Origin of the sequence: Pradoshia sp., from assembly GCF_051873915.1 — a bacterium.
GTDB lineage: Bacteria > Bacillota > Bacilli > Bacillales > Pradoshiaceae > Pradoshia.
The window spans coordinates 1-24687 of the sequence record NZ_JBJEFJ010000158.1; the positions used below are offsets into that span (position 1 = coordinate 1).

A 24687-nucleotide genomic window follows, 5' to 3' on the forward strand; every position below is an offset into this window, starting at 1 on the left:
TAATCATCGCGGGAGTTAACAGCTTGAAATATTAACGCGGTATTTCTACATCCAATGTTCACCTTTAAGCGAGCCATAAAAATAAAAAACTTATGCCCAATCTGAGCATAAGTTTTTTATTTACTTAGGTGGCGGACCATAATAGCCTCCTCCCCAGAAGACCCAGAAGCCAAAGATGATCAGCAGAATGAACAAGATAACCCAGATAGCATATCCTGCTCCGAATCCTCCGCCGCAAGGAGGCGGTGGACAGTAGCCTGGCCCAAATCCGGGACCGCCGAATCCATAAGGGTACATAATATCCCCTCCTTATATTTGATTATTGGCAATATATGTCTTGTGCGGAAGAAAAGATTGGGCTGATGCCCGAGTTTTAGTTATTTTCATCAGTACATGCAAGGCAGGGTTCCTTCTGTCATACATATCTTAGTAGGCGACCTGGTTGAATACAGGAAGGAGATGATTCGTTTGACAGGGTTATTGGCAGCTTTCGGATACTTCGTCAAGGAATTGATTTTTCTCGTTTCATATGTCAAGAATAACGCCTTCCCACAGCCATTGTCGGCTAGTGAGGAGAAAGCATGCCTTGAAAAGATGGCTCAGGGAGATGCTGAAGCAAGGAATCTCCTGATTGAGCATAATTTGCGGCTTGTCGCCCATATTGTGAAGAAATTCGAGAATACAGGGGAGGACACGGAGGATTTAATCTCCATTGGCACAATTGGCTTAATTAAGGCCATTGAGTCCTATTCATCTGGAAAAGGAACAAAATTAGCTACATATGCGGCTCGCTGCATAGAGAATGAAATATTGATGCATCTGAGAGTCATCAAGAAGACGAAAAAGGATGTATCGCTTCATGATCCTATCGGACAGGATAAGGAGGGAAATGAGATTTCCTTGCTCGATATCCTGAAATCTGAATCTGAGGATGTCATTGACACCATACAGCTTAATATGGAGCTCGAGAAGGTGAAGAAGTACATTGATGTCCTGGATGACCGGGAAAAGGAAGTCATCGTCGGGCGCTTTGGACTTGATTTAAAGAAGGAGAAGACCCAGCGGGAGATTGCGAAGGAATTAGGCATTTCGAGAAGCTATGTTTCCAGAATAGAAAAACGTGCTTTAATGAAAATGTTTCATGAATTCTACCGGGCTGAGAAAGAAAGAAGAAAGCAAAAATAGCACACAAACGGACAAAACTACCTGTCCGTTTTTCTTGCGTTCAAGGAAATAATACGAGTACGTCGCAAGGAAGACGATTGAGGTGGTTTAGTTTGAACAAGATGGAGTCCTTATATGGACGTTTCTCAAGGAAGGTCATTAACCATTCGAAGGCGATTCTCGTTCTATGGGGATTGATTTTTATCGGAAGCCTGCTGCTTACCCCTGTCTTTTTCAGCCGATTAACTCCGCCGCAGCTTGTTGTGGAAGGGTCCCCTTCATATATGGCTGAGAAACTGTGGGAGAAGGAATTTGCTGGTCAAATAGAGGAACAGGCAATACTTGTATTTCATTCAGATCGCTATGTGATGGAGTCACCGATCTATAAACAAACAGTCGATAAGGTATTGCGGAAGGTCGGGGTACTCCATGGGGTTTACCAGATTGTCTCGCCATATGATGAGCTGTCATTGACAGCCGTTCCTTATTCGACCGACGGACATACAAGCTATGCGGTCCTCTTACTGGAGGCAGATGGAAAAGCTGCATTGAAAATCAGCGGTGAAATAAAGAAAATCCTTGCTGAGAATAAGGGCTTGGAGATGTATTTAACAGGGAAGACGGCTGCCGTTCAGGACTTATCTGCTATGGTCAAAAAGGATTTAACACAGGCGGAGAGAACCGCGCTGCCGGTTGTGCTCATTATCCTGCTTTTTGTCTTTGGCTCAGTTACAGCAGCCCTTATTCCTATCCTGCTCGGTATTGCTGGTGTATTTATTTCATTTGGAATACTAGCTCTCCTTGGAATCGAAAATATAGATATGTTTGTCCCGAGTGTCGTCAGTATGATTGGCCTTGGGCTCGGTATTGATTATTCCTTATTCATACTGATGAGATATAAGGAGGAGTGCCGGACAGCTTCCCGGGCAGAAGCACTCGTGAAATCAATGGCCACAAGCGGTAAATCGGTCATTATGTCGGGGCTGACGGTCATGTCCTCTCTTGCCGGTCTCCTGTTAATCAAAGCCAGTCTTTTCTTTAATATCGCGATAGGCACCTTTATGACAATTGGTGTTCTGCTTGCCTTATCCGTGACCTTTTTGCCTGCCCTTTTGCATATACTTGGTGGCCGCATTGATTATCTGCCAATTCGAAGAAAAAAGAGATATGAGCAAAGGCATAGGCTGTACAGGTGGACAAAGCATATTATGGCAAAGCCGGGCCTTTATTTAGGGGGAAGCCTGTTCCTCCTTTTTATCATGATGCTGCCAGCCTTCAGTTTGCATTTGAAGACAGATATTAGTGATAAGGCGTTGGAAGAGTATTCATCTGGGAAAGGAAATGCCTTGCTAGAAAAGAACATTTCATCCGGAATTTATGCACCTGTTTATTTCATCTATCAATCGGAGGAAGGTCAATTGACAGATGTGGACCTTGATAGGATGGCGCAGATGACAGCTGAATTAAAGGGTGAATCAAGTGTGGCAAATGTCATTTCGGTCACTGATATCCTGATGGACCTAATGGGAGTTGTGAGTGCGGAAGGACTGCAGGAGCTGGCAGCTATGGCGGATGATCAAGGGATGTTTTCTATGCTGGTGAATAAGGACTTGAGCATGTCTCCAATTATGATTACGTTAAAGAATGCTCCAGATGACCCGGCTTCCGTTCAGTTTATCAAAACCTTACGGGAGAGATACGGGGAAGAAATGATGCATAACAAGGTTTATATCGGCGGTATGGCCTCCATGATTGCCGATATTCATCGCGAAACGATGAACAAGACGCCAGCTGCCGCGTGCTTAATATTAGCGATATCCTTTTTGCTGCTGACACGGGCTTTCCGGAGTCTGCTCATCCCATTGAAAGCTATTGCACTGAATTTGGTTTGTATCCTCGCATCTATTGGAGCGGCTGTTCTCGTCTTTCAATATGGATGGGGAGAGCAGCTGTTTTCATTTGAAGCTACTGGCTATGTGCAGTCCTATTTGCCGGTCTTATCCTTTGCAATCCTATTTGGCCTTTCGATGGACTACGAGGTCTTTTTGGTGAGCAGGATTCGGGAGGAAAGAGAGCGGGGCATGCTGGAAGAAGAAGCAATTGCGAAAGGGATCGAATATACTGGTCCATTCATCACGCAGGCAGCGTTGATCATGATGGTTGTGTTCCTTGCCTTTTTGTTCACTCATATGCTTGAAGTTAAGCAGCTCGGCTTCATGCTTTTTGTTGCTGTCCTGCTCGATGCAACCATCATCCGGCTGATTCTTGTGCCAATTATGCTGAAGTTGATGGGAAAATGGAATTGGTGGATTCCGAAAAGGCGAGAAAGCTGAGATGGAAATTTTACTTTCCTTCAGCTCAAAGGAATAGTACACTGTAAGAAGAAAAGCACCCAGGGACTTAGTTGGGTGTTTTTGTTTTTTGTTTTTATGTGTATTGTTGATAAAAATATAGTATATTTAACTTTCAGCAGAGTATGAAAGCTAGGGAAGCGGAAGGTAATTAGTTGAACAGCTATTCACTAGTAGATGGTATAGTGGAAGCTTGTGATGTCATAAAAAGAAATATGGGTGGAAAAAGTGAAGGAAAAGCTTTATCAATCATTAATTGAATTGACGAATGGAAGATGGACTTCTTCTTTATTAAGAAGATTTGCCTTGTCACCTGCGAGCAAAAGAATCATACCCTCGTTTGCGAAGCAGTATAAAATAAATGTAGAGGAAATGGACAGGCCGCTCGAGGAGTACGAAAGCCTCCATGATTTCTTCACGCGAAAGCTGATGGAGGGAGCTCGTCCAATTGATCAGGGACAAGCCTCCATTGCAAGCCCCGTTGATGCTGTATTAGAGGATATGGGCTCTATTGCGAACGATGCCACCTTTCGTGTGAAAGGTAAACTCTACTCGATAGAAGAGATGCTCGGCGGGAAAAGCGAAGCAGAGAGATACTTAGATGGGCAATATATGGTGCTGTATTTAAGCCCGAGTCATTACCATCGTATACACTCGCCTGTTGATGGTACTGTTATCCGTAAGCAGACGCTTGGCAGTAAATCCTATCCGGTTAATCGTTATGGAATGACGCTTGGCAAATCTCCGCTATCAAAGAATTACCGTGAAATTACGGAAATAGAGTATAAAGGCGGAAGACTTGCTCTCATCAAGGTCGGTGCCATGTTCGTGAACACAATAGAAAGGACACATACGGGGGATACTCTTCTTAAAGGAGAAGAAATCGGGTATTTTTCCTTTGGCTCCACCGTTGTGCTTCTTTTTGAAAAAGGGACGTTCAAAGCTGCGCCGTTTGAGACACCTGCTGCGGTTCGTGCAGGGGAAACGCTTGGAACCTGCCAGTTTAGGCATTGAATCATCTGCCTGAAAGAGGCTTATAACGAAAGCTAGGAAACATGGAGCCCTGGTAACCAGGGCTTTTTTATGGATGGGGTCTCTTTTCTATAATCTGGCTCGTAAAGATCTTCGGTCAATTTCACGTTCGATAAGGCGGATGAAATCTTTGCTAAGGCCTAAGTCTCTTGCTTTGTAATAGGATTCAATTAATAGGGCGTCTGATAGTTTCTGCATATTGGCGCCTTAGGCGGCTTCACCTCCGATATAGTGTTCTAACAGGGGTTCGGCTATCATATAGTAGTATGTTAAGTGATTGTATCCTTAATTTAACAAATTCAAAACGATGGAACAACCGTTCTCTTATCCACAAGTTAACGTGAATAACTTGTGGGTAAAATGTGAGTATTCATATAATTTAGCCGGCCAGCCCATAAAAGCGGGCGCTTGTGTAAGTGTGCATCATGTGAATAAACTTATCCACAGGCTGAAAAAACGCGGAGGGGTGTCGAAACATTTCTTATTTCGACAATATATTTGACATGAAAAGTCAAGAAGCCTATGACAGAAGCGGTTTTATCCGTTATGATGAATAACAGCGATTAATGAATGATAGAGGTGTTTATTGTGTTGAAATCATTTTTGCCTGCTCAGCATGTGAAGAGCATATATGAAATCAATCCCCAGGATTTAAAGAATAAAGGGATCAAAGGGATTATAACTGATTTAGATAATACCCTTGTGGAGTGGGACAGGCCGCTTGCGACCCCGGAGCTAATCACATGGTTTGAGGAAATGAAGCGCAATGATATTAAAGTGACCATCGTGTCAAATAATAAAGAGGTGCGAGTGAAAGCCTTTGCTGATCCGCTCAACATCCCATTTATCTTTCGCGCGAAAAAACCCATGACAAAGGCATTTAAGCATGCGGTTGAGCTGATGGGTATTCAAAAGGAACAAGCAGTCGTTATTGGCGACCAGCTTTTGACTGATGTGTTCGGCGGCAACCGGAGCGGGTTCCATACTATCTTGGTTGTGCCAGTTGCACAGACAGACGGATGGGCAACGAAATTGAATCGGAGAATTGAACGCAGAATTTTGGCGTGGTTCCGAAAAAATGGACAATTAACGTGGGAGGACTAGAATTGACTAAAGAAGAAATCAGCTGTATCGGCTGTGGAGTGACCATACAGACGGAGGACAAGAATAAAATCGGTTATGCACCGGCATCATCCTTGGAAAAAGACCAAGTAATCTGCCAGCGCTGTTTCCGATTAAAGCATTATAATGAAGTGCAGGATGTCTCCTTGACAGATGACGATTTCCTGAAAATCTTGAATGGAATCGGGCAGAAGGATGCCTTGATCGTTAAGCTAGTTGATATATTCGACTTTAATGGAAGCTGGCTGCCGGGCTTGCAGCGCTTTGTCGGCAATAATCCGGTCGTGTTGATTGGAAACAAAAGTGATCTGCTTCCTAAATCCGTCAAACAGAAAAAGCTGATTGACTGGATGAAGGGAATGGCAAAGGAATGGGGCTTACATCCAGTTGACGTGATGCTTGTGAGCGGTGCCAAGGGCTATGGAATTGAGGACGCAATGCAGCGTATTGATGAACTGCGTGAGGGTCGTGATGTATATGTCGTTGGCTGTACCAATGTCGGTAAATCCACCTTTATTAATCGGATCATTAAGCAGGGAAGCGGAGAAGACAATGTTATCACAACCTCTCATTTCCCAGGGACAACATTGGATATCATTGAAATTCCGCTTGATGATGAGAGGGCATTAATTGATACCCCGGGAATCATTAATCATCATCAAATGGCTCATTTTGTCGGGAAGCAAGATTTAAAAACCATTACGCCGAAGAAGGAAATCAAGCCGAGAGTATTCCAATTGAATGCCGGCCAGACCCTTTTCTTTGGGGGCTTAGCTCGTTTTGATTTCGTTCGTGGAGAGCGGAATTCATTTACATGTTATTTATCCAATGAGCTTGATATCCACCGCACAAAGCTCGAGAAAGCGGATGATTTATATGAAAAGCATGCTGGAGAGCTGCTTGTGCCTCCGGGACCTAAAGAGATAAAGGAATTCCCGCCGCTTGTCGGTCAGGAATTCTCCATTAAAGAGGGGAAAACAGATATCGTGTTCTCAGGACTTGGCTGGGTAACAGTCAATCAGCCGGGAGCCATCGTTAAAGCATACGTACCGAAGGGAGTACAGGTGAGCATTCGCAAATCATTAATCTAAGGGGAAGATTCAAATGAAGAAGCTGTATGGGGTGCTGGGCAATCCGATTGAACATTCAATGTCACCATTGATTCACAATGATGCATTTAAGCAGAACGGCATAGAAGGAGAATATTTGCCGTTTCTGGTTGAAGAGGAGGCCCTTAAAGAAGCGGTCAACGGGTTAAAGGCAATTGGAGCAGGCGGTTTCAATATTACGGTTCCGTTCAAGGAGAATGTCATACCGTATTTAGATGAACTTGATCCGTTTGCTAAGGAAGTGGGAGCCGTCAATACGGCCGTTATTAAAGATGGCATCATCAAGGGTTACAACACCGATGGTCCTGGCTTTGTCAAAGCCATTGCCCCGCTTCTTGCCAATCAATTTGCCGGGAGAAACGTCCTCATTATAGGAGGCGGAGGTGCTGCACGGGGCATTTACTGCGCGATGGCGAAAACGGGCATTGCTCAAATGGATATCGCAAACAGAACGCTATCCTCAGCCGAAAGAATCGTGGCGGATTGCCATAACGGCATCAGTTCTGCTGTGTTAAGCCTGGTGGATGCGGAAAAGGCTCTTGCTAATTATGACCTCATCATTCAAACGACTTCGGTTGGGCTTTCTTCATTACATGAATCTCCCATCTCTTTATTGGGAATAAAAGAAAAGACAGTTGTCTGTGATATTATATACAACCCGCTCAAAACGGCATTCTTGCGTGAAGCGGAAGAAAATGGCGCTATTATCCAAACAGGGGTAGAGATGTTTGTGCAGCAGGGAGCACTTGCCTTTGAACTGTGGACAGGCATCAAGCCGGATGTAGAGCGGATGAAAGAATTAGTGTTAGTGAAATTAGGAGGATAACCATGTTAACAGGTAAACAAAAAAGATTCTTGCGTTCAAAGGCGCATACACTCCAGCCGATTTTCCAAGTAGGAAAAGGCGGGGTAAATGACAATATGATCAAACAAATCGGAGAAGCGCTTGAAGTGAGAGAGCTCATCAAAATCAGCATCCTGCAAAACTGTGAGGAAGACCGCGATACGGTGGCGGAAGAGCTTTCAAAAGGAGCAAGAGCTGAACTTGTACAAATCATCGGAAACACAATTGTGTTGTACAAAGAATCAAGGGAAAATAAACAAATCATTCTTCCTTCATAATTTACGCTGTAAAGAAGGGTGGATATCCATGAAGAAAGTTGGTATTTTAGGCGGGACGTTTGACCCGCCTCACATCGGTCATTTAATTGTGGCAGAAGGGATTCGAGAGGCGCTTGAACTAGATGAAATACGCTTTTTGCCCAATCACATCCCTCCCCATAAGACGAAGACATCGACGACGAATCAAGAAAGGCTGGATATGCTCCAGTTGTCCACCAAGGGGAATCCGTTCTTTCGTATTGATACGATTGAATGGGAACGGGAGGGTCCCTCCTATACGATTGATACCATTAAGCTGTTGAAGGTGAGGGAGCCGGATTCAGAATGGTATTTCATTATTGGGGCAGATATGATTGAATACTTGCCGAAATGGAAGCAGGTCGATGAGCTGGCACAGTTAGTTCACTTTACGGGCGTTAAGAGACCAGGCTACCAAGAAAAAACGGATTATCCTGTCACGATGGCAGATATACCAGAGATCTCTATTTCCTCCTCTCTTATTCGTTCGAGAATTAAAGAGGGGAAATCCATCAAATATTTAGTCCCTGAAGAGGTCAAGCTATATATTGAGGAGAATCGTTTATATGGATAAAATGGATAAAACAAAAGCACTTGAATTAGTCAGACAGCAATTGCCTGAGAAACGCTATATCCATACTTTGGGAGTTGTTAAAAGCGCTAAAGAGCTTGCACAGCGCTATGGAGTGGATGCTGATAAAGCAGAGCTGGCCGCTATTTATCATGATTATGCTAAGTATCGTCCGCTGGATGAAATGGAACAAATCATTAAGGATTATCATCTGCCGGCAGAACTGCTTACAGCCAACACCGAGCTATGGCATGCCCCTGTTGGAGCAGTGCTTGTCCACGAGGAAGCGGGAGTAGAGGATGAAGAAATTCTATCAGCGATCCGCTACCACACTTCAGGACGCACGGGAATGACGGAATTGGAGAAAATAATTTATTTAGCAGATTATATAGAGCCAGGGAGGAGTTTCCCGGGTGTAGATGAAGTGAGGGCTATTGCCGAACAGAGTTTGGATGATGCCGTGATGAAGGCGATAGGCAATACGATTGCCTTTCTGATTTCAAAGCAGCAGATGATCTATCCGGATACCTTCCATGCCTATAATGATTTTGCTATGCACAAGGGAGGAAACAACAAGTGAGTGAAAAAGAGTTATTGCATATTGCAGCAAAAGCTGCTGATGATAAACGAGCAGAGGATATGATCGTGCTAGACATGAAGGGTATCTCTCTCGTATCTGATTATTTTATTATTTGTCACGGTAATTCTGACAAGCAAGTTCAGGCCATTGCCCGTGAAATGAAAGAAAAAGTGGAAGAAGCAGGCTTTGAGGTACGCAAGATGGAAGGCTTCGATGAAGCTCGCTGGGTATTGGTGGATATGGGGGATGTCGTGGCACATATCTTCCATAAAGATGATCGTTCTTACTACAAGCTGGAGCGCCTATGGGGAGATGCTCCATCTGTATCCGCACAGGAATTGAATCTATGAGCTATCAGAATTTCGCCTATTTCTACGATAATTTGATGAAGGAGGCCCCATACGATGACTGGGTGGACTTTGTCAAAGAAATTGCAGAAAAGTATCCTTTAAGCGGGCGGAACATTCTTGATGTAGGCTGCGGAACCGGTGAATTAGCGACCCGCCTTAGTAAAGAGGGCTTTGAACTGACAGGAGTCGACCTATCAGAGGAAATGCTTGAAGTCGCTATGGCGAAGGCTTTTGATGAGGGCGTTTCCATTCATTATTTCCATCAAGATATGAGGGAGCTTTCCGGTCTTGGCCAGTATGATTTGGTCTTAATCTTCTGTGATTCTCTAAATTATCTTGATGGAGAGGAAGATATCAAGAAGACATTCGCCAGGGTTGGTACCCATCTAAAGGAGGACGGACTATTCTTATTTGATGTCCATTCTATTCACAAGATGGCCACCCTTTTCAATGATCAGGTATATGCGGATAATGGCGATGATGTCAGCTTTATCTGGAATGCTTGGAAAGGGGATGAACCCCACAGTGTTCATCATGAGCTGACCTTCTTCATGTATGACGAACAAATGGATGCATATGTCCGATTTGATGAGGATCATGATCAGCGTACATACCCAGTGGAAGACTATGTGAAATGGCTGGATGAGAGCGGCTTTGAATGCTTGGAGATTGCCGGTGATTTCCATCAGGCATCAGTTGATGAAGCAGAAAGAATATTCTTTGTGTGCCGAATGAAATAATAAAATAAATACAAGCGGCTGTCCTTTATGTCAGGTAATTCAAGATATAAAGGACAGCCTTTTTCAATTGGTGTCCTATCCTCCTGTCTAGAGTTAGAAATAAATGTCACTATTTTAAACTGCACTTTAAAATAGTTCGGCTTTTTCTATTTAGTTTAGTTCTGTTGAAGATGAATATTGTTATTAGAATACCGGTGATTTTCGTTGCAGGCGGTTGACTTCTTGCTTAGTTTAATAAAAATTCAATGCATCATTCGGTTTTGGATACAGCTAATTTAGTCATGTCCCAGGCTATTTTAATTATTTTCTCAAAAGGAATCCTCATGGAGGCCGTTTATTATGAAGTGTCGAACATAAAAAACGGCTAAAAGAGCCGCTCAGAAAAAATTTTAAAACAGAAGAAGGATATCTCTTTTTTTCATGGAATTACATTAATAGTAAGGCACCCCAAACTGCTCCTCAACTTCCCCGACATCCTCCTCGAATTTCTTCTCTGTTGCTTCAAACAATCGCTTAAACACACCCTCTAATTCCTCATCGAGTACCTTGATGCCCTCTCCAGTGATTCCTCCTTTAACACATACCTTCTCCTGAAGTGCGGGCAGCGTAAAATGCTGCTGATTCAATAGTTCGCCAAGACCAATTAACATGGATTGAGTCAGCTCTGTGGCCTGCTCCTTATTGATTCCCGTATGTAGAACGGCTGCATCAATGAAGCTTCTGGCAAGATAGCTGAAGAAAGCGGGTCCGCAGCTGACGATATCAGATGTTACTCTTGTATACCGGGTCTCGATTTGAAGCGGCCTTGAGAAGCTTGAGGCTAAATCGTGCAATAGCTGCTGCCATTTCTCTGTGCATGATTCCCCAAAGGTTAGAATAGAGGCACCTGACAGCGCTCGATTTGTAATAGACGGAATGAGTCGTGCACAAGAGCAGCGTACGGTTTTCTCTAGCTGTCTTGGTGAGAGAGGGCTTGTGATTGTGACCAGGCATTGCTCTCGGGTTAAATGCGGTTCCATGATTTCCAGTAATGGATGCATTTCATGAGGTTTGACGCAAAGGAAGATTAAATCTGCGCTTTTGGCTGTTTCGACACTTGAGCTGGCAATTGAAATGCCAGGATACTTTTCCTTTAAAACGGCTGCTTTAAAGGGAGTCCGGTTGTTGATCATTACTTGCTCCTGATTCAAGAAGCCTGAAGTAATTAGGCTTTCGACCAGTATGGTTCCCATATTCCCTGTCCCAATGATGCCGGTAATCATGTTTCATCTCCTCCTAAATGAATAGGCCATATCCATTATTTCTTATCAAAATATATGCAAATACAGACATTATATGAATCGGCAGGTGAAAGTTATGAATAGACAAATCAATGAATTTTGGCAAAGGCAGAAAAAGCCGCTTGTCATGGCGGCTGTATTGCTTGGCTTCACATTCATCTTCTTTATTCGGACGGATGAGGAGGCAGCGGTTAAGAATGATAAGGTTGAATGGTCAGAGAATGTGGAGACCATTCAACTGGATGCGGCGGAAAAGAAGCTGGAAAAGGAAGAGCCGCTAGTACTTAAAGTGGATATTAAAGGGGCGGTCAAAAAGCCAGGTGTGTATGAGTTTGCTCAAGGTGACCGGGTAACTGATGTCATTGGGATGGCGGGAGGTCTGACAAAAGCTGCTGATAGCACACAGGTTAACATGGCACAGCTTGTGGAAGATGAAATGGTCGTTTATATCCCTAAAGCTGGTGAGGATGTCCAAGCAAGTCAAATCTCCTCCGGCGGGACAGGGGGAGCGGGAGCGGCCGGCAGCCTCATAAATATTAATAAGGCCTCCCTTGAAGAATTACAGGAGCTGCCGGGAATTGGGCCGAGCAAGGCGGCCGCCATCATAGCGAAAAGAGAGGAATTAGGATCCTTTGGATCGATTGACGATTTGAAGCTTGTTACAGGCATTGGGGATAAAACGTTCGAAAAGTTAAAAGATTTAATTGCGAGCTAAACCAGCAAAAAGGGTTGTCTCAAGCAAAGTTTTCTTGTTAAATTGTAAGCAAGACAGAAGAAAGTGAGGGACATACATGGAGCGTATTTCCTGGGATCAATATTTTATGGCTCAAAGCCATTTGCTTGCTTTACGTAGTACTTGCACGCGTCTGATGGTTGGAGCGACCATCGTACGTGATAACCGAATCATTGCCGGGGGATATAATGGCTCAATCGCCGGAGGTGTCCATTGTGTGGATGAGGGATGCTATGTGATAGACAATCATTGCGTACGCACCATCCATGCAGAAATGAATGCCTTGCTGCAATGCGCTAAATTCGGCGTACCCGTTGATGGAGCAGAAATCTATGTGACGCATTTTCCTTGCCTTCAGTGCTGTAAGGCATTAATTCAAGCAGGTATTAAGACGATTTACTATGCAGAGGCTTATAAGAACCACCCCTATGCGGAGGAATTGTTTGAGCAGGCAGGAGTGAAGGTCATTCAAGTAAATGTCGACCCGAAATGGGTAGATTTTCATGACACGAAGAAAGCAGAGCTTGTGACAGAATTGATTGATAAGCTCCGTATTTCAGGTGCCTCTGAGCAGGAGATTGCGGAGTATTGGCAAAAGGCAAATGATTTGTTCCCGGCACTGGATTAACACATATGAACAGCCGGTTCATCTATCATATGGCTGTAACGGCTGCACTTGGCGTTACAGCCCCTCTTTATCCTCATCGTTATTTATTCTCTTTTATCCTCTTGTATTTTCTATTCCTATCCATTCGTTTTCCCTTTATCTATTTGATGATTCTTATTTTCTTTTTCACCTTATCAACGGGGTATGTTTATTGTGTGGACCGATTGAATGTCAGTGAATTAAGCGGGAAGGAAACAACCTTCAGTCTGCAATTTCTCGGGATGCCTAAGCGGGATGGGGACCGTCTCAACGGTTTTGCCCGGTTGGAATCGGGAGAAAGATTATGGGTCACCTATACGATCAAAAGCTTTGAGGAGGCACGTTTCCTTGATGAGAGTATTCTTTCGGGAAGAAGCTTTAAGGCATCAGGGGAATTAACCTTGCCATCTGCCCCGACGATTGAGAACGGGTTTGATTTCAGCACCTATCTACGTTATAAGCAAGCCTTTTTTATTCTGGAGATAAATAAGATGGATGTGTTGGATACGGGAAGGGAGGGGTTTGTGACTAAGCTTTCACAGCTGAGAGAGAGGGAAATCAAGCGAATCCGGGCGGTTTATCCGGAACCTGCTGGCAGTTTCACCGAAGCCTTACTATTCGGTGAACAGGAGCAGCTGCCGAAGGATCTGTATGATCAGTTTCAACAGCTTGGCATCGTCCATATTCTAGCGTTATCGGGCGCGCAGGTTGGTCTTGTTGCGGCATTTTTCTTTTATATGTGCATTCGCCTTGGCTTCTCCCGTTCCAGAGCTGCATTGCTTGTGGCAGCCGTTCTCCCCCTTTATGCCGTTATGACCGGGCTCTCTCCTTCTATTATTAGGGCAGCCGCTATGGCCGTTCTCTTCTTTTCCGGACAAGCCATTGGTGTTCGCCTTTCGGCTGAAAAGGCATTGACGATTTGTTTTATTCTTTATTTGATTATCGATCCGTATCAGCTCTTTCAAGCTGGATTTCAATTGTCGTTCGTGCTGACCTATGCCCTTGTTCTCTCCTCAAACCTCTACCGAAATAAAGGCTCTCTTTCCCTTTTGTTTCTAATGACAGCAATTTGTCAGGCAGCTTCTTTGCCTATAGTTGTTTTTCATTTCTATGAGGTGTCCCTCATTGGTTTTCTTTCCAATCTTCTCTTTGTTCCTTTGTTTTCTTTTTTGTTATTTCCTACAACGATGATTGTATATGGGGTTGTTTTGCTGGGATTTCTTAAGGAACCGGCTATGGGATTCCTCAATGGATTGTATCAATTGCTTGAGAAGACTGCGTCTATAATGGCGGATCTTCCTTTTGCTGTACTTTTATTTGGAAAGCCGTCAGTGATGATTATGGCCGCAGCTGTCCTGGCCATTTTAATCTTCCTTTCCCATTGGGAACGCAGATTACGTCGAGTCTGGATGAGCGGTCTGTGCCTTGCTGCTGTTCTTTTCTATCAGTATCATTATGCATTCTTTTCAGATGAAGGGGAGGTGACATTTGTTGATATCGGGCAAGGGGATGCCACCTTGATTCAATTGCCGTATGGCAGAGGAGTCTATTTAATTGATGCTGGCGGTACCATGACTTTTCAAAAAGAGAAGTGGGCACAGCGTGAGGAGGAATATGACCCGGGAGAGGCTATTCTTGTTCCCTTTTTAAAGAGCAAGGGAATCAAGCATATCGATAAATTCATCGTCACTCATGCGGATCAGGATCATATTGGCGGAGGGGCTGCTATCCTCCAGTCGTTTCATGTACAGGAGATGGTCATTCCCTTTGAGCAAAGGGAGAATTTCAAAGGATTGCGTGCCACCATGCTGGCCGTTAGGCAGCAGATACCTATTATAGAGGTACACAGAGGGATGGGCTGGAGAAGGGATGATGCTGAATTCAACATCCTGCATCCTTCGGGTAAGGAAGAGGAGAAAAATGAATCCTCTATTGTTATTAAAGCCTTTATTGGCGGGCTTGACTGGCTATTCGTCGGGGATTTGGGGCACAGCGGAGAGAATACGTTGATGAATCATAGACTATTCCTTAAGGCGGATATTTTAAAAGTTGGGCATCACGGGAGCAAGAATTCGAGTTCTGAAGAATTCATTCGAGCGGTAAGTCCGGTATCGGCCATCCTATCAGCTGGAAGGAATAATCGATTTGGGCATCCGCATCAGGAAGTGATCGATACTCTTCAAGCTGAAGGAATCAAAGTGTACCGAACCGATCGGCAAGGGAGCATCAGCTATCGATTTTTTGGGAAAGAAACTGGCACGCTTTTGACCTATCCTCCATAGTATGAAGCATGCGAATGACCCGCTAAATAAAAAAACGGCCTAATGGGCCGCCGTGATAACTGCATATGAAAAATTGTTAGCCGCCGATTAGCTGGATGACTACGGCGATAATAAACATGGTTGCGAAAAATCCAAATGAAACGACGAACCCCACGATGGAATCTGAGACATCATTCGTTTTTGATTGGACATTCTTTTCAAACTCGTTCATCAATCCACCCCCCTGACCTCTATACAAGTATAGAACAAATAGTCAAAAAAATCCACAATCACCATATTTTTATCAAATTTTTACAGAATTTCGGAATGAGGCGGTAGAACCTCTGCAAACTAAGCGCTTTTTCGCTTTCTTGTTAGGTATCCCGGGTCCGGCAAGAAGGCGTTAATATATATTTCAGGAGGCCGGAGTGTTCCGGTTCTCCTGCAACCACTTGTCAAATATGGTCGCTATCGATTAGGATGAAAGAAGCATATTATAGTTAGAGGCGATAATTTTGGTCACTGATTTGTGGAATTCAATTAAAAGCGGACGATTCAGCCCGGTTTATTTGTTATATGGAGAGGAAGAATACTTCATTAAAGAGACGAAGAGGCTCATATGTGAGCATGCATTGGCAGATGAGGATGCGGAATTCAATCTTGCTTCCATTGATCTAGAGGAAACACCGGTGGAAGTAGCGATTGAGGAGATGGAAACCTTGCCATTCATGGGTGAGCGTCGTGTTGTAATTTTAAATAGCCCATCCTTCTTGACAGCTGAGCGCAAAAAGGACAAGGTGGAGCATGACTTGAAACGGCTTGAAGCCTATTTGTCGAATCCTTCACCAACGACGGTTGCAGTCTTTGTTGCGCCCTATCCTAAATTGGACGAGCGTAAGAAGATTACGAAAGAATTGAAACGGAATGCGGCAGTGCTAGAATCAAAACCGTTATATGAGAGAGATTTGGCCAAGTGGATTGCTAATCACTCGAAAGCGCTAGGGGTCACGATTACCCAGGATGGCATTGAGACACTTCTCGCCCTTACCGGCAATCATTTAATGATGGCTGTGACAGAGCTTGAGAAGCTTGCGCTTTATGCGGCTAATGAGCAAGTAATTGATGGGGCGATGGTCGATAAGCTTGTGCCGAAGAACTTCGATCAGAATGTATTCGATCTCGTTGATTACATTTTGAATGGCCAAAAGCAAAAGGCGGTTGAGCTTTATAAGGAGCTGTTGATCCTAAAGGAAGAGCCAATTCGTATACTTGCTGCGATTGCCCGGCAGTATCGTATCATTTTACAGGTCAAGAAGCTCAGTTCGCAAGGATATGGACAAATGCAAATTGCGTCGAAATTGAAGATGAGCCCGTATCCGGTAAAGCTGGCGATGAAACGAATCAATGATTTCTCGGAAAAGAGCCTTCTCCGGGCACTTGGTCAGCTGGCAGAGCTTGATTACCGGATGAAGACTGGATTAGGAGATAAAGAAATACAACTGGAATTATTCATATTACAATCATGAAAAAGAAGGAATCCCTCTGCATTTTGCTGGAGGGATTCCTTCTTTTTTAAAGCTTGGTAACATTGAAATTATCCTGCAGAAGGAGCCAGTTTTGCGGAAAGGAGAGCCCTAGCTTCCAATAACTGACCCCGCGTAAATCAAGCTCCTTGACGAGATTAAACTTTGCCTGGATAGAACGGGCGTCCTCAAACCAGACCTCATGCTGCTGACCATCCTCATCAGTGTACCTGAAAAACGGTGCCTGGGCTGTGTAATCATACTTAATATCCACCTTGTACTGCCTGGCAATCGCAATCGCCTGCTGCGGGGAGACGGCTTTGGCGACAGATCCTTTTACAAAGGGAAGAGTCCAATCATAGCCATATAAATTCTGCCCCATCATCACTTTTCTTGAGGGGATCTCTGATATAGCATAGGTGAGAACGCGACGAACAGGCCCAATCGGGGAGACTGCCTGTGCCGGCCCTCCGCTGTAGCCCCATTCATATGTCATAATCAGTACCCAGTCGACCGCCGCTCCCTGTGCTTTGTAGTCATGGCCCTCATACCAGGAACCCTTCTGCCCGGCACTTGTCTTCGGGGCAAGAGCAATGGATACTTGCCAGCCTTCCTTGGAAAATCGGGCTTTTGCCCTTTTAAGAAAGGAAGTATAGGCATTTCGGTCACCTGCCTTTAGGTTTTCGAAGTCAAAGTGAATATCTCGAAAACCAATTTTTCTCGCTGTTTCGGTAATTTGGTCGAATAACACATTCTGAAGATCCTCGTTATTAAGAATCTGACTAGCTAGGTCGCCGCTGAAGCCGTCGTTCTCAAGATTGGTTACGACCATGACAAGGACGGCGCCTGAATTACTCGCGATTGCCGGAAAATCATCCAGCAAGGGGGCTTTCAGTTTGCCGTCTCGCAATACCCTGTAGCTAAATGGAGATAAGTAGGTTAAGTAGGGAGCGGCTATCCGGGATTCCTGCTCGAGATTCTCAGAGACTGTTGTCCCCCTAGGTTCAACATAGGCATTGAATTGAGCATATCGTTTTGGACTTGGGGGGATATATAGCCGTAATCCCTCTTTAAGGGGTTCATCTATTGAGAGATTATTCGCATCTGCGATTTCCTGAGGAGCTACACCAAACATCCTTCCGATGCTTGAGAGAGTTTCCCCGGGCTGCACCCAATGATACCTGCCGGTGATGGGGATAACGAGTGCCTGACCGATGACGAGCTCATTTGGTGCTTGCAGAACATTTGAGGAAATGATTTGATTGGCGCTTATATTATAGGCCTGAGCTATGGAATAAATGCTTTCGCCTTGTCTGACTACATGGATTTGCATAGCGTCTCTTCCTTTCCTGCACGATCCTTTTTCATCAATGTATGATTTAAAGGAGAGGTTCAGAATAGAAAGTATGCATATGGAGGATGAGGGAGAAAGAAAAAGCCATGGTTTAAGGGAGGTTGGGCAAACATCCGATAAACCATGGCCTGCGATAAAAAAAACGACCCTAAAAAGGGTGCGTTTCATTAAGCGTTAAGTTTGTTCACTTTTTTCATAAGACGAGATTTTTTGCGGGCAGCAGCGTTTTTGCTGATTAAGCCTTTAGTTGCAGCCTTATCTAGTCCTTTAACAGCAGCTACGATTGATTCGTTAGCAGCAGTTGCATCGTTCAAAGCGATAGCAGCTTCTACTTTCTTAACGTTTGTACGTACAGCTGATTTTTGAGCGATATTATGAGCTCTAGCAGCTTCGCTAGTTTTAACACGTTTGATAGCGGATTTAATATTTGCCATTTGTTTCACCTCCAGAATCCGAATTATGTCAACTCGATATTCTTATCAATTAACATTCGCAACATATGATATTCTATCAAAATGTATTTCTTAATGCAATACTCAAGATGGAGCAAAATAAAAATTGCTTACGGAATAGCGGATTTTACTGTTAAGTTTCCCATCTTTACATTGAGTTTATGCGGGTTGGCTGATGTTTGCAAGCTGGGTATCTTTTTTTGGGGTGAAAATGCAATTCTGACTTGGCGAAAGAATGAGACCCTCTTAATCAGGCAATCCTATTAGGAAAAGAATGTCGAAGGGGGTAATTTGTTTGAATAAGGAACTGGACTTATCCCAGTACGCTGTCCGAACGGATCTGGCTGTTGAGGCAAGAGAATTGCTGGTTGAAGAGGTGGAGGATACCTCAAAGATTGCCGGCGTCATTCTAAAGGAAAAAGAAATTGACGGAATCGAGCTTTCTTATGTGGAGATCACGGAGGAAGGGGAGAAAGAGGTCGGGAAGAAGCCGGGCTTTTATATCACAATGGAAATGCAAGGGATTCGGGAGCAGGATTCCAAGCTGCAAAGGCGGGTAGAGGCAGTTTTTGCGAAGCAGCTGGGATATATCCTGAAGAGGATCGGACTTTCAGCTGATGATTCCTGTCTTGTTGTTGGGCTTGGGAATTGGCATGTTACGCCGGATGCACTTGGACCGTCAGTTATTGAGAACCTTATCGTTACCCGTCATTTATTTGAATATCAGCCGACTGCCGTTTCGAAAGGTTTCAGGCCTGTAAGTGCCATCTCTCCTGGGGTAATGGGACTGACAGGAATTGAGACGAGCGATATTATCAAGGGAATAGTCGAAAAAACGAATCCGGCTTTCATTATTGCGATTGACGCACTTGCGGCCCGCTCCATCGACCGGGTCAATACAACCATCCAAATAACGGATACAGGCATCCACCCAGGATCTGGTGTTGGCAATAAGCGGAAGGAATTAAGCAAAGAAACACTTGGCATACCTGTCATTTCAGTCGGTATTCCTACCGTGGTGGATGCGGTAACGATCACAGCTGATACGATTGATTATATATTGAAGCATTTTGGCCGTGAATTGAAGGAAGGGGACAGGCCGTCAAGAGCACTCGCTCCGGCGGGTATGACCTTTGGCGAGAAGAAAAAACTCAATGAAGATGATCTTCCAGAAGAGGAGCATCGCAAAACCTTCCTCGGCATCATCGGAACGTTGCCGGAGGAGGAGAAGAGAAGACTCATTCATGAAGTGCTTTCCCCGCTTGGCCATAATTTGATGGTAACGCCGAAGGAAGTGGATGTCTTTATTGAGGATATGGCCAATCTAGTAGCGAATGGTCTGAATGCGGCCCTGCATCAAGCGGTTGATCAGGATAACGCTGGATATTACACACACTAAATAGAAACAGTGGTTCTAGCAACTCTATCAGAGCATACAATTTACTAGAATGCTCCTGAAAGGGTGGAACCATGAAACGGACAAAGTCTAATCTGATAATTGCATTGCAAGCAGCCACCATTATTCGGTTTCTTTTCTATTTTGCCGGTGCCATGATCGTCCTGTTTTTATTCATTGGGCTGTTGACTGCTTTGAAGCCTGAATACCGGGTTTCATCTAATTCATTAAATGAAGCAACGAAACAAATGGCTGGCAAGACACTATACAAGCATCTCATGAAAGGGAATATGTATCTTCAGCAATCACTTCCTGATGGGGATGTGCCAACAATCGGTGAGCAGCTGTTTCAATATGTAACCAATATAACGATGGATGACCCTAGAAGCCTGCTTGGGAGAGAGCTCCCCGGCTATTCCCTCTTTGATGGGGATATCCTGATTGCAGGGGAAGGGACGAACTATACAAATATGCCGATTGAATCTGCTCCGCTGCCAGAGTCCCTCGAGAAGGATTCCGATACAGAGAAGATTGAGGAGAAAGATGATGTGGAGGATAAGAAGCAAACGGCACCAAAGGAGAAAAGAGTGTTCATTTATTTCTCGCATACCCGGGAGTCCTATCTTCCTCTATTAAAAGGGGTGACAGACCCTAACGCTGCGTCCCATTCGAAGGTGAATGTCACCCTTGTCGGCGATAAGCTAAAAGAGGCATTAGAAGAAAAAGGGGTCGGGGCAGAGGTGGATAAAACAGATGTCTATGCCCTTCTTCAAAAAAAGAACTTGAATTATGCAAGTTCATACACGGAATCAAGGAAGATAGTCGAGGAAGCGATAGCCCAGAAGAAAGATGCCCAATACTATGTTGATGTCCATCGGGATTCCCAAAGGAAAAAAGTGACGACGATTAAGATAGACGGGAAGGATTATGCAAAAATCTGTTTCATTATTGGGGGAGAGAACCCGAATTATGAAAAGAATTTGAAGCTGGCAAAGGAGATTCATAAACGTATCTCGGATAAATACCCAGGCTTAAGCCGTGGTGTCTTCGAGAAAAGGGGGGCGTCCACGAACGGGAAATTTAATCAGGACTTGTCAGAGAATGCGATGCTAGTGGAAGCGGGCGGTGTGGATAATACGATGGAGGAATTGGATCGTTCCATGGAAGTGCTGGCAGGAGCGCTATCAGAGCATATACTTGATGCAGAGGCAGTCATGGGTGATGGCAGCTGACATCCGAATGAATGACGATAAAGGAGAATGCTAAATGGGTAAATTCATATGGAAAACAAGTTTGCTTGTTCTGCTTCTTTTCTTCGGAGTGATTTTGGGTATGCAATTTGCCAACCAAAATATGAAGAAGATGCAAGGCTATGAGGACCCGAGGATGTATGAAGCTTTTACGGTTAAGAAAGAGGGCGAGGGCGAGATCAATGCGACTGTGCTCGGAAAGGAAGTCTCGACTGGTGATATAGAGAAGAAGAAGGAAGAGATGGAAGAATGGAAAGCCTATAATGCGCTGTCAAGTGCGGGTAAAGGAATTTCGAGTGCATGCACAGATATCTTTCAAGGCTTGGCGAAGCTTATCTCAGATGAATAAGAATGATGACATTCCCGAAGGACGTCTGTTTTTCGGGATTTTATCTGAGCAGGATATGCGCTCAGTCCTCTTGGGACGTGTCTGTTCTTGATATTGGGAGAGAGTGTGAGAAATTAATTTTTGTGCTTGGGCATAAACCGTTTACGGTTTGAATTTCTTTCTGCTATAATCTACAGTATCTGTGTTTTGAAAGTAACAGGAGTGAAAACGACAATGAATAATCAAGAACGGCTAGAAAGACAGAAGAAAATCCGTAACTTCTCGATTATCGCCCATATTGACCATGGGAAATCGACGTTAGCGGATAGAATATTAGAGAAGACCAATGCCCTCACATCCAGAGAAATGAAGGATCAGCTTCTTGATTCCATGGATTTGGAAAGAGAGCGCGGCATTACGATTAAATTAAATGCCGTTCAATTGAAATATAAAGCAAAAGATGGAGAAGAATACATCTACCATTTAATCGATACCCCCGGACATGTTGACTTCACGTATGAAGTATCCCGGTCCCTTGCAGCTTGTGAGGGGGCTGTCCTCGTCGTTGACGCTGCACAAGGTATTGAAGCTCAAACGCTTGCAAATGTTTATCTTGCACTTGATAATGACTTGGAAATCCTGCCAATCATCAACAAAATTGACCTGCCAAGCGCGGACCCTGAGCGTGTGCGCCAGGAAATCGAGGATGTGATTGGACTGGATGCCTCTGAGGCGGTTCTTGCTTCCGCTAAGGCCGGTATCGGCATTGAGGAAATCCTTGAGCAGATTGCTGAGAAGGTTCCGGCACCAAGCGGTGACCCTGAAGCACCGCTCAAAGCGTTAATCTTTGACTCTTTATATGATGCCTACCGAGGTGTTATTGCTTACATCCGTGTCGTAGAAGGAACAGTGAAGCCTGGCGATAAGATCAAGATGATGGCAACAGGCAAGGAATTTGAGGTTATCGAGGTTGGTGTGCATACACCAAAAGCGACGGTTTGTGATGAATTAACAGTCGGTGATGTAGGGTTCCTGACAGCAGCAATCAAGAATGTTGGTGATACCCAGGTCGGTGATACGATTACGAATGCGAAGAACGGCGCAACTGAGCCGCTTCCAGGCTACCGCCGCCTAAACCCGATGGTGTATTGCGGTCTATATCCAATCGACACAGCGAAATTCAATGATTTGCGCGAGGCATTAGAGAAACTCCAATTAAATGACTCTGCCTTGCAATACGAGCCGGAAACATCTCAAGCCTTAGGATTTGGCTTCCGCTGCGGATTCCTTGGACTGCTCCATATGGAAATCATCCAGGAGCGGATTGAACGTGAATTCAATATTGATTTGATTACAACCGCACCGAGTGTTATTTACAAAGTGAAGATGACAGACGGAACGGAAATCGATATTGATAACCCGTCCAATATGCCTGACCCGCAGAAGATTGACCAGATTGAGGAGCCTTATGTGAAGGCGACATTGATGGCACCGAATGACTTTGTTGGAGCTATCATGGAATTGTGCCAAACAAAGCGCGGTAATTTCATCGATATGCAGTATATTGATGAGAATCGTGTCAGCATCATCTACGAAATCCCGCTCTCTGAAATTGTTTACGATTTCTTCGATCAATTGAAGTCAAGCACGAAGGGATATGCATCCTTCGATTATGAACTAATTGGCTATAAGGAATCGAAGCTTGTGAAGATGGACATCCTTCTAAACGGTGAAACAGTCGATGCCTTGAGCTTCATCGTTCACAAAGACTTTGCTTATGAGCGCGGAAAGGTTATCGTAGAAAAATTAAAAGAGCTTATTCCACGCCAGCAATTTGAAGTGCCTGTTCAGGCCGCAATCGGCAATAAGATTGTTGCCCGCTCATCCATTAAAGCGATGAGAAAGAACGTCCTTGCTAAATGCTACGGCGGTGACATTTCCCGTAAGCGTAAGCTTCTTGAGAAGCAAAAGGAAGGGAAGAAGCGGATGAAGCAGGTCGGCTCTGTTGAAGTGCCGCAGGAGGCTTTCATGGCTGTCCTGAAAATGGATGACTCCAATTCGAAAAAATAACAAGAATACGTTCTAAAGAGGCCGGACATTTTTGTTCTGGCCTCTCTTTTATTATGATGGTGATAATAGATCATCTATAGTTCTTTAAGAAAAGAGGTGCTTCTGCCTTGGCGCAAAGCATGTATGTTCACATACCTTTTTGTACGCAGATTTGTCATTACTGCGATTTCAATAAATTCTTTATTCAAAACCAGCCTGTTGAAGAATATCTTCGAAGTCTTGCGGGTGAAATGTCACTCTATCAAATGGGCAAGAGGGAGATGAAGACGGTCTTCATCGGCGGAGGAACACCGACGGCGCTGGATGCTGGCCAAATGGAGAAGCTTCTAGCATCCATTCATGAGAACATCCGCTTAGGGGATGAGTATGAGTTCACAATGGAGGCCAATCCGGGGGATTTGACAAAGGAAAAGCTCGCAGTCATGAAGGCGGCAGGCGTCAATCGCTTGAGCTTGGGGGTACAGACCTTCAATGAAGAGCTCTTGAAGAAAATCGGCCGCGGACATACCTCCGAGGATGTGTACCGGAATATTGAACTGGCGCGGGAGGCGGGATTTGAGAATATCAGTATTGACTTGATTTACTCCCTGCCTGGCCAGACGATAGAGGACTTGCAAGACACGATTAACCGGGCGCTTGAACTCGAGCTGCCTCATTTCTCAGCCTATTCGCTTATTATTGAGCCGAAGACAGTCTTTTACATCATGCTGAATAAAGGCAAGCTCTCCCTCCCTTCAGAGGATACGGAAGCCTCCATGTATGAATATGTAATGGAGCGGATGGAGAAGGCAGGCTACCATCAATATGAAATCTCAAACTTCGGCAAGCCGGGCTTTGAGAGCAAGCATAATCTCGTCTATTGGAATAATGAGGAGTATTATGGATTAGGAGCAGGTGCACACGGCTATCTGAATGGGGTGCGCTACCATAATCATGGTCCGCTCAAAAAATACATGAATGACATCGCAAATGGGGAGAAACCTATCATTGACCAGGCAAATGTCACGAAGAAGGAAAGAATGGAGGAAGAGATGTTCCTTGGTCTGAGAAAGACAGAGGGTGTCTCTATCCAAGGATTTAAGCAGCGTTTTGGTATTGACATGAACGATGTATTCGGTGAGGCCATCGCTAATTTCCTTCAAAAAGAACTGCTTGTCATAGAGGGCGGAAATATTAAGCTTACCCATCAAGGAAAATTAATTGGCAATGAAGTATTTCAGGATTTTTTATTATAG

26 protein-coding genes are annotated in these 24687 nt (G+C 44.4%); 20 read left to right on the top strand and 6 right to left on the bottom strand.

Features of this window, described 5'->3' with window-relative positions; translation table 11 throughout:
- Positions 1–120: 120 nt before the first annotated feature.
- Positions 121–297 (bottom strand): hypothetical protein, encoded by a 177-nt coding sequence (locus ACI35L_RS14005; RefSeq protein WP_439803134.1) that lies wholly within the window; start codon positions 295–297, stop codon positions 121–123.
- Between the two features lie 171 nt (positions 298–468).
- On the opposite strand from ACI35L_RS14005, the gene sigK reads away from it, so the two are divergent.
- The 3 genes from sigK to ACI35L_RS14020 all read left to right on the top strand — a co-directional run bounded on the left by sigK (position 469) and on the right by ACI35L_RS14020 (position 4529).
- The gene (sigK, locus tag ACI35L_RS14010; protein WP_049670067.1) at positions 469–1185 is read left to right on the top strand and encodes an RNA polymerase sporulation sigma factor SigK; all 717 of its coding nucleotides are present in this window, start codon (positions 469–471) and stop codon (positions 1183–1185) included.
- A 101-nt stretch (positions 1186–1286) separates the two neighbouring features.
- Positions 1287–3497, top strand: coding sequence for an MMPL family transporter (locus ACI35L_RS14015; protein WP_439803137.1), 2211 nt, complete (start codon positions 1287–1289; stop codon positions 3495–3497).
- A gap of 246 nt (positions 3498–3743) precedes the next feature.
- The gene (locus ACI35L_RS14020) at positions 3744–4529 is read left to right on the top strand and encodes a phosphatidylserine decarboxylase (RefSeq protein ID WP_049670069.1); all 786 of its coding nucleotides are present in this window, start codon (positions 3744–3746) and stop codon (positions 4527–4529) included.
- Between the two features lie 87 nt (positions 4530–4616).
- Here ACI35L_RS14020 and ACI35L_RS14025 read toward each other — a convergent pair whose 3' ends face one another.
- Positions 4617–4745 (bottom strand): sporulation histidine kinase inhibitor Sda, encoded by a 129-nt coding sequence (locus ACI35L_RS14025; RefSeq protein WP_082197022.1) that lies wholly within the window; start codon positions 4743–4745, stop codon positions 4617–4619.
- 390 nt (positions 4746–5135) lie between these two features.
- On the opposite strand from ACI35L_RS14025, the gene ACI35L_RS14030 reads away from it, so the two are divergent.
- The 8 genes from ACI35L_RS14030 to ACI35L_RS14065 are packed head-to-tail and all read left to right on the top strand — an operon-like array spanning position 5136 to position 10159.
- Positions 5136–5651 (top strand): YqeG family HAD IIIA-type phosphatase, encoded by a 516-nt coding sequence (locus ACI35L_RS14030; protein ID WP_049670070.1) that lies wholly within the window; start codon positions 5136–5138, stop codon positions 5649–5651.
- A 2-nt stretch (positions 5652–5653) separates the two neighbouring features.
- Entirely contained in the window at positions 5654–6760 is a 1107-nt protein-coding gene (gene yqeH / locus ACI35L_RS14035; RefSeq protein ID WP_049670071.1) for a ribosome biogenesis GTPase YqeH, read from the top strand.
- Between the two features lie 13 nt (positions 6761–6773).
- A complete protein-coding gene (aroE, locus tag ACI35L_RS14040; protein ID WP_049670072.1) occupies positions 6774–7604 on the top strand; it encodes a shikimate dehydrogenase in 831 nt (276 codons plus the stop codon).
- Positions 7605–7606: 2 nt separating this feature from the next.
- Positions 7607–7900, top strand: coding sequence for a ribosome assembly RNA-binding protein YhbY (yhbY, locus tag ACI35L_RS14045; RefSeq protein ID WP_049670073.1), 294 nt, complete (start codon positions 7607–7609; stop codon positions 7898–7900).
- A 28-nt stretch (positions 7901–7928) separates the two neighbouring features.
- Positions 7929–8492, top strand: coding sequence for a nicotinate-nucleotide adenylyltransferase (locus ACI35L_RS14050; protein WP_049670074.1), 564 nt, complete (start codon positions 7929–7931; stop codon positions 8490–8492).
- Between the two features lies 1 nt (position 8493).
- Positions 8494–9069, top strand: coding sequence for a bis(5'-nucleosyl)-tetraphosphatase (symmetrical) YqeK (gene yqeK, locus ACI35L_RS14055; protein ID WP_049672796.1), 576 nt, complete (start codon positions 8494–8496; stop codon positions 9067–9069).
- Positions 9066–9419: a ribosome silencing factor gene (rsfS, locus tag ACI35L_RS14060; protein ID WP_049670075.1), complete on the top strand. Its 354-nt coding sequence runs from the start codon at positions 9066–9068 to the stop codon at positions 9417–9419. Before yqeK ends, rsfS begins: the two co-directional genes overlap by 4 nt.
- Positions 9416–10159 (top strand): class I SAM-dependent DNA methyltransferase, encoded by a 744-nt coding sequence (locus ACI35L_RS14065; RefSeq protein ID WP_049670076.1) that lies wholly within the window; start codon positions 9416–9418, stop codon positions 10157–10159. The genes rsfS and ACI35L_RS14065 overlap by 4 nt, the downstream gene beginning before the upstream one ends.
- A gap of 431 nt (positions 10160–10590) precedes the next feature.
- On the opposite strand, the gene comER is transcribed toward ACI35L_RS14065, so the two are convergent.
- On the bottom strand, positions 10591–11421 hold the full coding sequence (comER, locus tag ACI35L_RS14070) for a late competence protein ComER (protein WP_049670077.1): 831 nt from the start codon (positions 11419–11421) through the stop codon (positions 10591–10593).
- 94 nt (positions 11422–11515) lie between these two features.
- On the opposite strand from comER, the gene ACI35L_RS14075 reads away from it, so the two are divergent.
- The 3 genes from ACI35L_RS14075 (at position 11516) to ACI35L_RS14085 (ending at position 15100) form a co-directional block, all read left to right on the top strand.
- Positions 11516–12154, top strand: a complete 639-nt coding sequence (locus ACI35L_RS14075) for a helix-hairpin-helix domain-containing protein (protein ID WP_053103715.1) — start codon at positions 11516–11518, stop codon at positions 12152–12154.
- A 76-nt stretch (positions 12155–12230) separates the two neighbouring features.
- A complete protein-coding gene (locus ACI35L_RS14080; RefSeq protein ID WP_049670078.1) occupies positions 12231–12800 on the top strand; it encodes a ComE operon protein 2 in 570 nt (189 codons plus the stop codon).
- Between the two features lie 5 nt (positions 12801–12805).
- Positions 12806–15100 (top strand): DNA internalization-related competence protein ComEC/Rec2, encoded by a 2295-nt coding sequence (locus tag ACI35L_RS14085; protein WP_049670079.1) that lies wholly within the window; start codon positions 12806–12808, stop codon positions 15098–15100.
- A gap of 76 nt (positions 15101–15176) precedes the next feature.
- Here ACI35L_RS14085 and ACI35L_RS14090 read toward each other — a convergent pair whose 3' ends face one another.
- Positions 15177–15311, bottom strand: coding sequence for a YqzM family protein (locus tag ACI35L_RS14090; protein WP_049670080.1), 135 nt, complete (start codon positions 15309–15311; stop codon positions 15177–15179).
- 283 nt (positions 15312–15594) lie between these two features.
- Between ACI35L_RS14090 and holA the strand changes: the two genes are divergently transcribed.
- Complete coding sequence (gene holA / locus ACI35L_RS14095) at positions 15595–16605, top strand: DNA polymerase III subunit delta (RefSeq protein ID WP_049670081.1); 1011 nt, start codon at positions 15595–15597, stop codon at positions 16603–16605.
- Positions 16606–16651: 46 nt separating this feature from the next.
- On the opposite strand, the gene ACI35L_RS14100 is transcribed toward holA, so the two are convergent.
- Together ACI35L_RS14100 and rpsT are read right to left on the bottom strand one after the other, a co-directional pair.
- Positions 16652–17935 (bottom strand): LysM peptidoglycan-binding domain-containing protein, encoded by a 1284-nt coding sequence (locus tag ACI35L_RS14100; RefSeq protein ID WP_439803135.1) that lies wholly within the window; start codon positions 17933–17935, stop codon positions 16652–16654.
- A 188-nt stretch (positions 17936–18123) separates the two neighbouring features.
- Positions 18124–18390: a 30S ribosomal protein S20 gene (gene rpsT / locus ACI35L_RS14105; RefSeq protein WP_049670083.1), complete on the bottom strand. Its 267-nt coding sequence runs from the start codon at positions 18388–18390 to the stop codon at positions 18124–18126.
- 313 nt (positions 18391–18703) lie between these two features.
- Between rpsT and gpr the strand changes: the two genes are divergently transcribed.
- From gpr to hemW, 5 genes are all read left to right on the top strand, one after another.
- On the top strand, positions 18704–19807 hold the full coding sequence (gene gpr / locus ACI35L_RS14110) for a GPR endopeptidase (protein WP_049670084.1): 1104 nt from the start codon (positions 18704–18706) through the stop codon (positions 19805–19807).
- A gap of 71 nt (positions 19808–19878) precedes the next feature.
- Positions 19879–21036 (top strand): stage II sporulation protein P, encoded by a 1158-nt coding sequence (spoIIP, locus tag ACI35L_RS14115; protein ID WP_049670085.1) that lies wholly within the window; start codon positions 19879–19881, stop codon positions 21034–21036.
- A 34-nt stretch (positions 21037–21070) separates the two neighbouring features.
- Positions 21071–21403: a DUF3679 domain-containing protein gene (locus tag ACI35L_RS14120; RefSeq protein ID WP_049670086.1), complete on the top strand. Its 333-nt coding sequence runs from the start codon at positions 21071–21073 to the stop codon at positions 21401–21403.
- Between the two features lie 213 nt (positions 21404–21616).
- On the top strand, positions 21617–23452 hold the full coding sequence (gene lepA / locus ACI35L_RS14125; RefSeq protein WP_049670087.1) for a translation elongation factor 4: 1836 nt from the start codon (positions 21617–21619) through the stop codon (positions 23450–23452).
- A 107-nt stretch (positions 23453–23559) separates the two neighbouring features.
- On the top strand, positions 23560–24687 hold the full coding sequence (hemW, locus tag ACI35L_RS14130) for a radical SAM family heme chaperone HemW (protein WP_049670088.1): 1128 nt from the start codon (positions 23560–23562) through the stop codon (positions 24685–24687).